The sequence below is a fragment of the Dysgonomonas sp. 521 genome (assembly GCF_010501055.1).
Lineage (GTDB): Bacteria > Bacteroidota > Bacteroidia > Bacteroidales > Dysgonomonadaceae > Dysgonomonas.
The window spans coordinates 1-13682 of record NZ_QVMO01000043.1 but is presented as its reverse complement, the minus strand read 5'-3'; the positions used below and the strand labels follow the sequence as shown (position 1 = coordinate 13682).

General features: G+C 40.1%; 16 protein-coding genes. 8 read left to right on the top strand and 8 right to left on the bottom strand.

Features of this window, described 5'->3' with window-relative positions; genetic code table 11:
- Positions 1-145: 145 nt before the first annotated feature.
- A complete protein-coding gene (locus D0T84_RS22985; RefSeq protein WP_255495350.1) occupies positions 146-280 on the bottom strand; it encodes a hypothetical protein in 135 nt (44 codons plus the stop codon).
- A gap of 44 nt (positions 281-324) precedes the next feature.
- Between D0T84_RS22985 and D0T84_RS12820 the strand changes: the two genes are divergently transcribed.
- From D0T84_RS12820 to D0T84_RS12800, 5 genes are all read left to right on the top strand, one after another.
- Positions 325-894 (top strand): hypothetical protein, encoded by a 570-nt coding sequence (locus D0T84_RS12820; RefSeq protein ID WP_163308272.1) that lies wholly within the window; start codon positions 325-327, stop codon positions 892-894.
- A 125-nt stretch (positions 895-1019) separates the two neighbouring features.
- Positions 1020-1688, top strand: a complete 669-nt coding sequence (locus D0T84_RS12815) for a murein L,D-transpeptidase catalytic domain-containing protein (protein WP_163308271.1) — start codon at positions 1020-1022, stop codon at positions 1686-1688.
- A 1-nt stretch (position 1689) separates the two neighbouring features.
- Positions 1690-2307 carry a hypothetical protein gene (locus tag D0T84_RS12810; protein ID WP_163308270.1) on the top strand — a complete coding sequence of 206 codons (618 nt, stop codon included), beginning with the start codon at positions 1690-1692 and terminating at the stop codon, positions 2305-2307.
- 236 nt (positions 2308-2543) lie between these two features.
- Positions 2544-2939 carry a DUF1573 domain-containing protein gene (locus D0T84_RS12805; protein ID WP_163308269.1) on the top strand — a complete coding sequence of 132 codons (396 nt, stop codon included), beginning with the start codon at positions 2544-2546 and terminating at the stop codon, positions 2937-2939.
- Between the two features lie 71 nt (positions 2940-3010).
- Entirely contained in the window at positions 3011-3784 is a 774-nt protein-coding gene (locus tag D0T84_RS12800) for a M15 family metallopeptidase (protein ID WP_163308268.1), read from the top strand.
- 98 nt (positions 3785-3882) lie between these two features.
- Here D0T84_RS12800 and aspS read toward each other — a convergent pair whose 3' ends face one another.
- The 5 genes from aspS to D0T84_RS12775 form a co-directional block, all read right to left on the bottom strand.
- Entirely contained in the window at positions 3883-5637 is a 1755-nt protein-coding gene (gene aspS, locus D0T84_RS12795) for an aspartate--tRNA ligase (protein ID WP_163308306.1), read from the bottom strand.
- Between the two features lie 189 nt (positions 5638-5826).
- On the bottom strand, positions 5827-5985 hold the full coding sequence (locus D0T84_RS12790; protein ID WP_163308267.1) for a hypothetical protein: 159 nt from the start codon (positions 5983-5985) through the stop codon (positions 5827-5829).
- A 15-nt stretch (positions 5986-6000) separates the two neighbouring features.
- A complete protein-coding gene (locus tag D0T84_RS12785; RefSeq protein ID WP_163308266.1) occupies positions 6001-6291 on the bottom strand; it encodes a putative quinol monooxygenase in 291 nt (96 codons plus the stop codon).
- A gap of 274 nt (positions 6292-6565) precedes the next feature.
- The gene (locus D0T84_RS12780; RefSeq protein WP_163308265.1) at positions 6566-6982 is read right to left on the bottom strand and encodes a putative quinol monooxygenase; all 417 of its coding nucleotides are present in this window, start codon (positions 6980-6982) and stop codon (positions 6566-6568) included.
- Positions 6983-7026: 44 nt separating this feature from the next.
- Complete coding sequence (locus D0T84_RS12775) at positions 7027-7530, bottom strand: hypothetical protein (protein WP_163308264.1); 504 nt, start codon at positions 7528-7530, stop codon at positions 7027-7029.
- 274 nt (positions 7531-7804) lie between these two features.
- Between D0T84_RS12775 and D0T84_RS12770 the strand changes: the two genes are divergently transcribed.
- Entirely contained in the window at positions 7805-8485 is a 681-nt protein-coding gene (locus D0T84_RS12770) for an MIP family channel protein (RefSeq protein WP_163308263.1), read from the top strand.
- Between the two features lie 193 nt (positions 8486-8678).
- Positions 8679-9269, top strand: a complete 591-nt coding sequence (locus D0T84_RS12765) for a sigma-70 family RNA polymerase sigma factor (RefSeq protein ID WP_163308262.1) — start codon at positions 8679-8681, stop codon at positions 9267-9269.
- A gap of 84 nt (positions 9270-9353) precedes the next feature.
- Here the strand turns inward: D0T84_RS12765 and D0T84_RS12760 are convergent, their stop codons facing one another.
- The gene (locus tag D0T84_RS12760) at positions 9354-10310 is read right to left on the bottom strand and encodes an aldo/keto reductase (RefSeq protein ID WP_163308261.1); all 957 of its coding nucleotides are present in this window, start codon (positions 10308-10310) and stop codon (positions 9354-9356) included.
- Positions 10311-10431: 121 nt separating this feature from the next.
- Entirely contained in the window at positions 10432-12132 is a 1701-nt protein-coding gene (locus tag D0T84_RS12755; RefSeq protein WP_163308260.1) for a lipopolysaccharide assembly protein LapB, read from the bottom strand.
- A 381-nt stretch (positions 12133-12513) separates the two neighbouring features.
- Between D0T84_RS12755 and D0T84_RS12750 the strand changes: the two genes are divergently transcribed.
- Positions 12514-13296, top strand: coding sequence for a TIGR02757 family protein (locus D0T84_RS12750; protein ID WP_163308259.1), 783 nt, complete (start codon positions 12514-12516; stop codon positions 13294-13296).
- Positions 13297-13682 lie beyond the last annotated feature (386 nt).

Genomic DNA, 13682 nt, shown 5'->3' with positions numbered 1-13682 from the left:
TGTCACCTTTGTCACTTTTGTCACTTTTTCCAACCCTACCCTTGCGGGTACTTCCCTTTATCAAAAGGGAAGAGTACCTGACGGACGAGGAGGAGAGAATAGAGAAGAAAAGGTGACGGATAATCGGATAAAAGTGTAAACCTTGCTAAGCACATGACAAAATTTTATATCCTGCTGTAGGGGCATCCCCTTGTGGGTGCCCGTAAACGATGACAAGCGGGCAGGGACAAGCCACTGCCCCTACATCGTCTCCAAATCGTGTTTGAATAATTTTTGTCATGTACTAAAAAACTTTGTCACTTTTTTTCATTAAAAAGATTAAGTATGAAAATAATTATAGGTTACAGAATGTCGGGTTATGATAATAATAGTTATATGACCGGAAGCTGCGATAAATTGTTCCCTGAGTTGAAAAGCGTTCCGAAATGTGATGCTTGTGGCTACAGAACTGATTACAGGTATACCAATAAAGATTTTAAACTTAGCCGGAAGACTCTCGACGTGTCATCAACTTATGATGGAGTTACTATTGTGTCCCTGAAATTTAAAGAATTTTGTATACGTTACGGCTATAGTAATCTGGAATTTATAGCACTTCCTAAATCTCCTGATTTCTTCCAGTTTCATATCAATGGGAATATTCTGCCTTTTGCAGCCTCGACCAAAGAAGATTTATGTAAATGGTGCAATCAGTATGAAAGTATTGTTGGACCAAGTATGATTACTGATAATATAAAAGAACCGCTTCCTGATGGTTTTTATCAGAGCGATTTATGGTTTGCTAGCAGGAATGAAAAATCGCCTGTTATGGTTATTTCGCCTGTAACAAAAGATAGAATGACGAGGGAAGGTTTTAAAAACATGTGTCTGAATAAGATAGAGGTAGAGATTTAGTGAGAGAAAGTGACCTGAAAAACAAAGGAAAAAGCGTCACTTCTACACACATTTCACTCCTGTGACCGTTGGTTGTCACTTTTTCACAATAAGACATTGAGAATAAACACAATAATAGAATACAAATGAAACCATACATTCCTATTATACTGGCTATCCTTCTTTTTACAGGCTTCGCTTCTTTCATCCGTTACAAATCAAGCGATAGCCGTAAGGAAGTGGCTGCAGAAAAGGAAATAGCAAAACTAGAAAAAGAGCAAAAAGAAAAAAAGACTCTTTTAGTCCGGTTAAGAGCCAAAGCGGAAGAAGCTAAAGCATACAGTAAGGAAAAAGGTCTTAGCACAAAGTATTGTATCCTTATCGATTTTAGTATCCACTCCGGAAAGAACCGCTTTTTCGTATGGGATTTTGGAAAAGACACCATAAAGTACGAAAGCTTATGCTGTCATGGGTATGGGCAAAAAAGCACACAGTCGAAGCCCGTATTCAGCAATGTAGAAGGAAGCTACTGCTCTTCACTGGGAAAATATAAGACAGGCGCACGCTCTTATAGCAGCTGGGGAATAAACGTACACTATAAGCTGCATGGCCTGGAAAAGACGAATAATAATGCCTTCAAACGTATCGTGGTGCTGCATTCACATACCCCGGTTTCCACGGATGAAATCTATCCGAACCACCTGCCTCTGGGCTGGAGTCAGGGTTGCCCGGTTATCAACAATGAGGTAATGCGACAATGTGATGCTTTATTGAAAGAGAGTAAGAAACCGCTTTTATTATGGATATATAATTGATATGAAGAAAACAGTCTGTATCCTGCTCGTTATTATAACGTTTATTGCTTGTAAAAAGCAGGAATCGGTAAAACTTGCCGCGGAACATCTATACATTTTGAATGTAGATAATACCATGCCTGAGTATGATGATAACGGCGAAGATTCTACATATATACTGGTACGGGGATTGGCTGAAATTGGCAAAGACTTTCAAATAAATGTCATCAACAGGGACGGATACAGGGGGCAGTTTCTTTCTTTGAATATGGAAATTCCGGATAGTATAAAATCAGAAATAAACGATATGCTACTCCATTATCAGACAGATACACTTTATCAAGAAGAATACGAACCTATCGTTTATGATGGACCGATATATGTATTTGTTATCGAAAAAGAAAAGGGGAAATACACAAGAGTTGGCCCTACCCCATGGACTTCATCAGACCTGACTAGTATAAGTAAAATGATATTTGAAGATAATAAAATGTCGGAGACAGGCATTTTTGAAAAAAATCAGGATTCGATAAAGAACAGGTTAAACCATTTTGAAAGCTTTCTATCCGGGATGTATGCAGCACCTCCGCCACCTTTGAAAGAAACGATAAAGTTTGAACCACCGAGAATAAGTGAGTGAATTCTGTAATAAAGGGAACTATGGTAATAAAGCGGATCTCATCAGCCAGCAACAGATAGAAACATTGGATATCAACACATTAAATCAAAAATAAATAAATAAGGGAAGCCTTACAGTCTCAAAATTTCTTAAATTTTTAATGAGTACTCATATTTATTACTAACTTTGCAAAGGTTAAACAACAATGAACTAAAACTACATTATTAACGTTTAGTAAAATAAAGAAGATTAGGTATATGAAAAAGATTGGTTTTATACTATTAGCATTGGTACTATCTACCAGTTTTATGATGGCTCAAAATGGGGTAAAAGCTCCTAAAGCTGTCTTCTCTAAAGATGTACATGATTTTGGAAAAGTAGAAGAAAGTGCCGGCACTGTTTCGTGCGAATTCGTTTTCAAGAATGAAGGTACTGCTCCGCTTATCATCCAACGTGTGCAGACTACATGCGGATGTACAACACCCGATTATACAAAAGAACCTGTACTTCCGGGAAAGACAGGATCTATTAAAGTAACTTACTCAACAACAGGACGTCCCGGAATATTTACTAAAGAGATTACAGTCTTTACGAATGTTACCGATTCTGTTTATAAAGTACGTATAAAAGGAGAGGTTATCCGCAACAAATAAAGGAACCCTGAAACGATAATAAAAGAGGATATATCAATTGACGATGTATCCTTTTTTTATACCTTTAATCTATGAAATACATTATAACAGCTCTTGCAATCCTATTTATCACGGGTATAACTTATGCTCAGGATATAGACACTGCTCACTGGCCGTTTCCTGTACAACGGCTAATCAAGGCATATCCAGATAATATAAGCTCCTTCGATGGAACAAACATTATAATGAAAGACGGACGTACCGTACAATATAATGAAGGTGGGCACAAAACGCATCAGCAGCTGATAAACAGCAATGATATAGGCGATATCTTTACCTATCCCTACATCAAAGGTAAAGTAAAAGACATAGAAAAAGGCTATGACCCGGGACGAATCAGAAGCGAAGAACTACTCCGGAAAATGTACGGATCTACCTCTGCAGAAGTACAGAATGATCTCGTTACAATATCATGGTGTCCTAAACTTGTAGGTCAGAAGCTGAAAGTCACTAAAATAAATGGCGTTGCAAAACAGCTCCAGAAGGTATCGGACGAACTAGATGAGCATCCCGAACTGAGAGATTACCTCTATAGTTCCGAAACATTTAACTGGAGAAAGGTAAGAGGTTCTGGCAGGCTGAGCGCGCATAGTTTTGGAATAGCTATCGACCTGAATACGAAATACTCAAACTACTGGCAATGGGATTGCCGCTGTACATCAGAAGATACGGATTTAGGCTATAAAAACCGGATTCCCCAACTTATAGTCGACATATTTGAGAAGCACGGTTTTATCTGGGGTGGAAAATGGTATCACTATGATACAATGCATTTTGAGTATAGGCCCGAGTTACTTATAAAGTAGATAGACTTCTATCATTTAAGATTCTAAGATAAACCCTTATCTATAAAACAACGCCCTAACGAAAAAGCTAAGGCGCTATTTCATAGAACTTTATAATATTATTCCGTTACCTCTACTCTCAGATTCAGCTCTTCCAACTGGGCAGCGTCAAGCACAGCAGGAGCGTCAATCATTACATCGCGTCCCGAGTTGTTTTTAGGAAAAGCGATACAGTCACGAATGCTGTCCAAACCTGCAAACAACGATACCATGCGGTCCAATCCAAATGCCAGTCCGGCATGAGGCGGAGCCCCATATTTAAAGGCATTCATCAGGAAGCCGAATTGAGCCTGTGCTTTTTCTTCCGTAAAACCAAGCACATGGAACATCTTGTTCTGCAGCTCGCTATTATAGATACGTACCGAACCGCCACCAACTTCTACACCATTGATTACCATATCGTAGGCATTGGCGCGCACGGCTCCGGGATCACTGTCCAGTAAAGCGATATCTTCTTCTTTAGGACTGGTAAATGGATGGTGCTTCGCAAAGTAGCGTCCCAGTTCTTCATCCTTTTCCAATAGAGGGAAATCAACAACCCATAGGCAGTTAAACTTATTCTTGTCACGCAGGCCAAGTTGCTCTGCTACTTCGAGGCGGAGTTCTCCCAGTTGTTTCTGAGCCTTCTCGGTCTCGCCGCAAATGATAAGAATAAGGTCGCCCGGCTCAGCCTGGCAACGTTCAGCCCACTTTTTCAGGTCGTCAGGTGTATAGAATTTATCTACGGATGATTTTAGTGAGCCATCGGCTTCGTAACGCGCATACACAAGTCCCTTCGCACCTATCTGCGGACGTTTCACATAATTGGTCAAAGCATCCAGTTGCTTACGGGTATATGACGCCGCGCCTTTAGCACAAATAGCGCCTACATACTCTGATGAATCGAATACAACAAAATCCTTTCCTGCAGTAAGGTCTTTTATCTCTACGAACTCCATCCCAAAGCGGGTATCCGGTTTATCCGACCCGTAATACTTCATTGCATGGGCGTAAGTCATACGTGGAAAATCAGGAATATCAACGCCTTTTATAGCCTTAAACAGATGTTTTGTCATTCCTTCGAACATATTCAGCACATCTTCCTGATTCACATAAGACATTTCACAGTCTATTTGCGTAAATTCCGGCTGACGGTCAGCCCTCAAGTCCTCATCACGAAAACACTTAACTATCTGAAAATAACGATCAAATCCGGAAACCATCAATAACTGCTTGAACAACTGCGGCGACTGTGGCAATGCATAAAACTCGCCCGGATTCATACGTGACGGCACCACAAAGTCGCGTGCACCCTCAGGGGTAGAACCTATCAGTATAGGCGTCTCTACTTCTATAAATTGACGCTCGTCCAAATAGCGGCGTGTTTCAAACGCTATCTTATGGCGAAGTTCCAGATTCTTGCGAACGGCATCGCGACGCAAATCAAGGTAGCGATACTTCATTCGCAGGTCGTCGCCTCCATCCGTATTATCTTCTATTGTGAACGGTGGTACTTCCGAAGTATTCAGGATTACAAGCTTATTTACAATAATCTCTATATCTCCTGTCGAACGGTTCGGGTTCTTATTCGAACGCTCTTCTACCCTACCTGTTACCTGTAGCACATACTCCCGCCCTATTTTATTCGATTGCTCATAGAGGGCAGCGTCAATATCCTTACTAAATGACAACTGAGTGATACCATAACGGTCGCGCAGGTCGATAAAGGTGACACCACCACCAAGTTTACGTACTGCTTGCACCCATCCTGCGAGGGTTACTTCTTTATTAACATCTGCAAGAGTCAGTTCTCCGCAAGTATGATTTCTGTACATATTATACTTTATCCTTATTAGTAACTGTTTAAATTTGATTGGCATCTTATTCTATATTAATTCAAATATATTTTTTTCTTTTTATTCGCAGGTTTAGCGGGCTAAACCAAGAGTAAAAAATAGAAAATAGAGAAGAAAAAAGAAAAACAAGAACCAAAGAACAATCAAAAACAGTTATATGAAATATTTTCAGTCAAATTTAAACAGTTTCTTCACAGTACATGACAAAATTTTATATCCTGCTGTAGGGGCATCCCCTTGTGGGTGCCCGTAAACGATGACAAGCGGGCAGGGACAAGCCACTGCCCCTACATCGTCTCCAAAGCGTGTTTGAATAATTTTTGTCATGTACTGTGCAGTTTCTTAGTATACTTTCTTTATTACATCCACAGTCAGGCTATCCACCTTACCTTCTACCGCAGCAACGAATGCTTTAAAGTGAGCGCTTTCATTATGTTCTGCAATCGCATCCTGCGATTTCCAAACCTCCAGAATGGTATATTTTAACGGATCTTTCGTATCCTGATGCAGATCGTAAGAAACATTTCCGGCTTCTTTACGCGTCTCATCCACTACAGTGTGGAATACTTTTTCCAACTCACTCTGAAATGCAGCTTTTACCACAATAACGGCAACAATCTTTAATTCTGTCATAGCCTTACAATTTTATATTATTAAGCTTACAAAAGTATGTAATTTTATCTGTGTTTGATAAAAAGTCATGATGTAAATTCAATATACGTGTACTTATAAATAGAATAAACATCAACTTCATCAAAATAAAAAAGTGACAAAAGTGACATCTTTTTCATCCGTTTTTATCGTCACTTTTCTAGTCTCGCAAAGACGTTAAGATTATAATATCACATCAAAGAACCTCCTATATAAGATAAATTTAAAAGAATAAAATAAAGAGAATAAACCTTTTTCAGTAAACTAATTTAAGGATACTTACTTCCGATTTTTCAATCATATCTTTCGATGCTTCTTTAAACGTCTTGTAATGCTCTGTCGTATTATGATAATCTATGGCCGCTTGTGATTTCCATTCCTCAAGCATAACGAACTTTGTGGAATCATTAATATCCTGATGCAGATTATAGAAAATACATCCGTCCTCTTCCTGACTGCCTTGCACTACTGCCTGAAAAACAGGTAATATATCCCTGACAGCTTCAGGCTTAACAGTCATAATAGCAACTATCTTTAGTTCATCGCCTGTTCTTCCTTCTTCCATACCCGATTTTATGACTATGGTATCATCATCCTGGGATGTTTGAGACTTCGGGGTACAACCTGTGATCAATAATAATCCGAATAGCATGGAGAATACAACTTTTTTCATACGTTTTATGTTTATAATTTAACAATAGTCTGGCTATAGTATCTCTATTTTAGCTTCTTCCTTATATCCTCTTCCAATTTTCCTTTTTCTATCAGTTTTTCTATTTTCTCCACGCTTCCGTCTTTTTTCAGGTATCCTCTGTTTTTACGGTAAAACGCAGCCACCGCTTCCAATCCAGCCTTTGCGCATCGAATATTATCTTTCGAATAATCATTATTTAAAGAGTATTCAGTCCAGCCGGCCATAAAGGGTATTAACAATTCCGGGTTTATTTTTATAAAATCAGCTATCTTGCTGTCTACCACTACACTCACATTTGGCGTACCGGTCAGCCATGCGATCAGGAATGTATTGGCCTCCTGCCTTTTGCCCGCTTCTTTACCCAGCGACGACTGCAGCAGCCAGCCTATCGTTTCTTTTATCTGCGGCTCGTAAGCAGCATACGCATCCTTATCGCTGAACTCATAATTCTTTGGCACACTATACTCCTGAGCCCATACACCTGTAATTATAATAAAAAATATAACCGATAATATTCCTTTTTTCATAGCAACACCTATTTAAGATTAGACTACACAAATATAGAGAATGGCATTGATTAAGAGTATGGAGAAAAACAAAAATCTGTACTTTTTCTTAAAAATATCCGATTTTATATATACCTTCGTCTTAAATTTTAGAGTTTATATCGAATAAAACATTATATATCAATATATAACTATATAAAAAACAAACCTATACCGTTCTATTCGATAAGATATCTATTTAATACAAACAAGGCTTACTACATATTATAATGTTTAATTTAAACTATTTATTTCAATGAAAAAGTATTTAGCAGAAATGATCGGGACTATGGTCCTTGTGCTTATGGGATGCGGTGCCGCAGTATTTGCCGGGGCCGGTCAACCTTTTGCATCGGTAGGTACACTAGGCGTAGCTTTCGCTTTCGGTTTATCAGTTGTTGCTATGGCTTATACGATAGGCAAAATATCTGGTTGCCATATCAATCCTGCAATCACTCTGGGCGTATTCTTATCAAAAAGAATGTCGGGGAAAGATGCCGGAATGTACATTGTTTTTCAGGTAATCGGAGCCATCATCGGTTCAGCCATCCTTTATGTATTAGCTAAAGATTCCGAATCGACAACTACTTTGACCGGAGCTAACGGATTTGTCGAAGGTTCGCTGGTAACAGCTTTTATCGCTGAAACGGTATTTACATTTATCTTCTTAATGGTGGTTCTTGGCACTACTTCCAAAAACGGAGCCGGAAACTTCGCCGGATTAGCAATCGGTTTATCATTGGTTCTGATACATATTGTATGTATCCCTATCACAGGAACATCTGTTAACCCTGCCCGTAGTATCGGACCTGCTTTGTTCGATGCAATCGAAGGTGGTAAAGCGCTGTCGCAATTGTGGTTATTTATCGTTGCACCATTCCTTGGCGCTGCTATTGCTGCCGTGGTATGGAAGGTTATAGACACAGACGAAGCATAATAAAACCGCAACCAAACAACATAAAGGCTCTCCGTACTGGGGAGCCTTCTTTATTTAGTTAAATAATCTTTCTCTTCTTGTAAGTTTCATTAATTTATCTTTTATTTGTATCACTAACGCAATTTATAAATAAACCTCTAAAAACATCGCCTATAGAATAAACATTACTCTGAATTTTTAAATATAAGAGATAATGGAAACATTGATAGCCATGACTGATGAGCAATTAGTCTGTGATTATTCTAATGGCAATAACATTGCTTTTGATATATTATTAGAGCGACACAAGCAAAGCGTATTCAATTACATTTACTTCACCGTACGTAATAGAGAGCTTGCCGAAGACATTTTCCAGGAAACATTTATAAAAGCCATTGTTACTATCAAACAGGGACGTTATACCGAAACAGGTAAATTCCGTGCATGGATTTCACGTATAGCGCACAATCTGATTATAGACCATTTCCGTCAGGAGAAGAATGAAAATACAGTATCGAACGATGAAGCTCCCGTAGATTTATTAAACAACCCTACCCTCTGCGACGGGACTATAGAAGATGAGCTGGTAAGGATGCAGATAACATCCGATATACGCAAGCTTATCTCTTTCTTGCCCGACAACCAACGGGAGGTTCTGGAAATGCGTTATTATCAGGACTTAAGTTTCAAAGAAATAGCAGACATGACAGGTGTAAGCATTAATACCGCTTTAGGCCGCATGCGTTATGCTATTCTGAACATACGCCGTATGGCGGAAGAAAACAACATCGTGCTTACGATGTGAAACCGTGTAGTTTTTCAAAAGTTAAGAAAAGGAAAGGATGCCAATATATTTTATTGCATCCTTTTCCTTTTCATTATCAAGTCTTTACTCAGTTAATATCTTCTCTATCAAAGCTAGTTCATCAGCAGAAAAATCCGCATTATCCCTTGCTTTCAGATTATCCTTCAATTGCCCCAAGGAACTTGTTCCGATAATCACGGATGTCACCGCTTCATTATGCAGCAGCCATGCCAAAGCCATTTCGGCTAAAGTTTGCCCTCTCTGTGCAGCTAAGTCATTGAGAGCCGATACTCTCTTTATCACGTCGGCGGTAACCTCGCTTTCCTGCAAAAAGCCGTGGCTCTTATGTGCCCGTGATGTTTCAGGGATCCCATGCAGGTACTTATCGGTAAGCAGACCTTGCGCTAATGGCGAAAAAGCGATGAATCCCACACCATACTCTTTATTTATAGCCATGTGCTCTGCTTCGGGGTCGCGCACAAGCATACTGTACTTATCCTGATAGATAAGGCAAGGGACATGATGCGATTTCAGTATTTCATAAGCCTGTACCAATTTCTGAGGCGGATATTTGGATATACCCACATACAGAGCTTTCCCCTGGCGGACTATATCTATCAGAGCCTGCATCGTCTCTTCTACCGGCGTCTGCGGATCATACCTGTGCGAGTAGAATATATCAAAGTATTCCAATCCGGTGCGTTTCAGGCTTTGGTCTATGCTCGCCATAATATATTTGCGCGACCCTCCGTCTCCATAAGGGCCGTCCCACATCAGGTGCCCGGCCTTGGAGGATATGATAAGCTCATCGCGATGCCCTTTAAGTTCCTTCGCTAATATCTTGCCAAAATTGGTTTCAGCGCTTCCCGGAGGCGGGCCATAGTTGTTCGCCAAATCGAAATGGGTTATACCGCTATCGAAGGCATGCAGTATCATAGATGTCGCCATTTCGAAACTATCCACGTCTCCGAAGTTATGCCACAATCCCAAGGATATTTCAGGGAGTTGCAACCCGCTGTTTCCGCAAAAATTATATTTCATACAATTCTAATTAAGATATTCGGATAAAGTTAATTTATTTTCCTTTTATACATTTCGTTCTAGTGATATAAAAAAAGCTCAGCAAAAACTCTGAGCTTCTTATATTTATCACGCTCCTTTATCAGAACAGCATGTTCTTAATATCAGGATTGGTCAGGAACTTAGAAAATTCGATATCATTCGCAATATCAGATGTAGAGGCTCCATTCTGAATTGCCGATTTGAGATTACCGGCAACGCCCGATGCACTGTTAGTCCTCGCCGCAACAATGGCAGCCAGATAATAGGTAGTGGCATCTTTATTAGGCACAGCATCGAGAACCTGTTGAGCCTTGCTGTAATTCTTAGTCAGTATCTGAGCCAAAGCGGCATTGTTCGAGACTGTATTGCCAAAAGATTGTACAGCCTTATTGTAGTCTCCTTTCTGAATATACATCAAGCCCATAGTTTCGCCTAAAGTACTGGCTCCCGAAGAATTACCCAGCAATTGCTCTGCTTTCGCGGTATTACCATCAGCAAGAGATACCAGAGCCAGGTTCATATTTGCTTCGGGCGCGCGGGAGGATATCCCCGATGCCTTATTGAAGGCCTGAATAGCCCTGCTGTTTTGCCCGTTCTGATAATAATAAGCTCCCAGATTGTTCCATCCACGATAATCGTTCGGATACTTCTGAGTAATATATGAGTATATTTTCTCCTTCGATACACCGTCAAGGTTGGCCGCATACAACAGTTCTTCCACCGTGAGGTCTCCGTACTCGCTGCCCAGCGCTATATTTTTCAGTTCCTCATCGGTCTTACCTATCACTTCTACATTGGCCATCAAACGTGAGCGGCGCAGCTTAGGCAAGATCGTTTCTGCCAAATCGGAATAGACAACAGAGATATTCTTTATCTCCCTTTCCCTTGTTTCAGGATCAGGATACATAGACAACACTCTTAACACGATATCCTTGTCCTGTAAGCTGGATGCCTGCACCAGTTTCTGGAATCCATCCCAGTCCTGAGCCGTATAACGCGCGTTTATTTCGGTATATACATCATCTTTCTTAAATTCTTTGTTCAGATAGTCTGTCGTATTTTTTTCACGTTGTTCGGCCAGCTTTTCATTCAGTTTGAATCCACCGTCAGGAGACGCATAAGCGGATACTTCCACATCCACACGCTTACGTTCGTTATTGTCTGCTTCTTTTACCAGTTCTTTCCATGCTACCATATTAGTTGAGTTCAACTCACTCGAACGAAGTTCGGCACGTTGAATAAGAAACATGATATCAGCATCATACGTTTCTTTGATAACACGCTGGAAGGCATCCGGTGCAACAGCCGGAGCAGATGTCTCTGCACTGGCCAGCGCCTGAGTAGCAAGTACGCCATCGGCAATCTTCACATCACTGATACCGGGTACCTGTTTACGATCCCTGTAAAAGTCGAAGCGAAGGAATAATTCGGATTTTTTCATAGCCGGCACATAGTCGAATTCCGACTTCATTGTAATAGCGCTACCGCTTTCGTATGGTACTACAATACCATTACCCGCTACATTTTCGCCCTGATATGTGTAAGGTGTGCCTAATGCTTCTCCACCCTTATATTTCAATACAGGAGTAACTACAACAGTAGTTCCCTTTTCAAACCATTTAGCAGGGAAACGTCCGTTTATTGTCACAGGGACTTTATTTCCGACCAACTCCAGCGGGGACGGATTGGTTGTAAACAACGAATTTGCTAAAGGAGGAATTGTCTTCTTTCCACATGATGACGCCACTATCGCAATAAAAGCCACCAATGAAAGAAACTGAATTAATTTCTGCCTTTTCATAACTTTTTAAGTATTGGTTTATATAATTATTTTTGGTTTCCCTACTCTATTATACAAAGCTACTTGTTTTTCCCGTTGAAAATGAAATGCATATTCCTTATTTTAATTATTCCTAATACTTTTAATTTTTTTTAATCTTTCTGTTTTTTGTTTCAAAACAAAGCTATAGCTATTCCTCAATCCTTTTGATAATACGCGTTCTGCCACTTCGTTTACACGCTGAAATAATAGCCTTCAACCGGGCAATTTCCACATATTCGATTCTGAAGAAAATTTACTGAGAATCGACCGTTAATACTCAATCAAGCATATCCTAACACGGGAGGCTTTTGACACACACCCTTTGTTTTTTATATCTTTGCCCTGTAAAACAAAACAGGCATGAAAGGTATAAACATATTCGATATAAAAGGCTTCCTCGACCAAAAGGTAGAACAATACAATACTCCCGGATTCATAACGAATGACCCTGTAAGCATTCCTCATAGCTTTACTCGAAAGCAGGATATGGAGATAATGGGGTTCTTCGCTGCCATATTTGCATGGGGACAACGGAAAACCATCATAAGCAAATGCAGGGAATTGTCCGGCAGAATGGACGATGACCCTTACGCATTTGTTACCGGACACACCGATGCCGACCTGAAAAAGCTCCTTGGCTTTAAACACAGGACATTCAACGATACCGACCTGCTATACTGCGTCGATTTCATGAAACGCCACTATTCCCGCCACGACACACTGGAAGAAGCCTTTTTCCCCGAAAAAGAAATGGATATTGAATCTGCACTGAATCATTTCCAGTCCTACTTCTTCTCATATCCCGATGCGCCTCACCGCACACGCAAGCATATCCCCTCCCCTACGCAGAAATCGGCCTGCAAACGCCTGAATATGTATCTGCGCTGGATGGTACGCGATGACGACAAAGGTGTAGACTTCGGCATCTGGAAGAAGATAAAGCCGGCACAGCTAATATGCCCCCTCGACCTCCATGTGGAACGTACCGCCCGTAAAATAGGATTACTGGAACGCGACAAGCCGGACTGGAAAGCAGCCATCGAACTTACCGAAAACCTCAGGCTACTGGATGCCAACGACCCTGCAAAATACGACTTTGCCCTCTTTGGTATTTCGATAGAGGAAAAGTGTATTATCCCATAAGGATGTAATAAAAAAGTGACAAAAGTGACAGCTATTTTACCATTTTCCAGTGTTACTTTTCTTCTTTGCAGTCTTCCGCTGAAGACCCTATAATAAGATAAATTCAGAGGCTTTTGATAAAAGGGTTAGTTATGTAAATAAAGGTCATTGATTTACTCAATAATTACACTGAGCCGCACTGAGTAGACACTGAGGTTCACTGAGAAACTGTTTAAATTTTATACGAATATTTTATTATACCTTTTTCTTCGTTCATTTTTAGTCTGTTTTCGGCTGTTTTTTCCTTTCTCTCAACTCAAATAGCCCGCTATTATCGTTTCAAGAAAGAAAAAAACATCTCTAAAACATCTCTAAAAATTTGAACGAATAAAATTTAAACAGTTTCT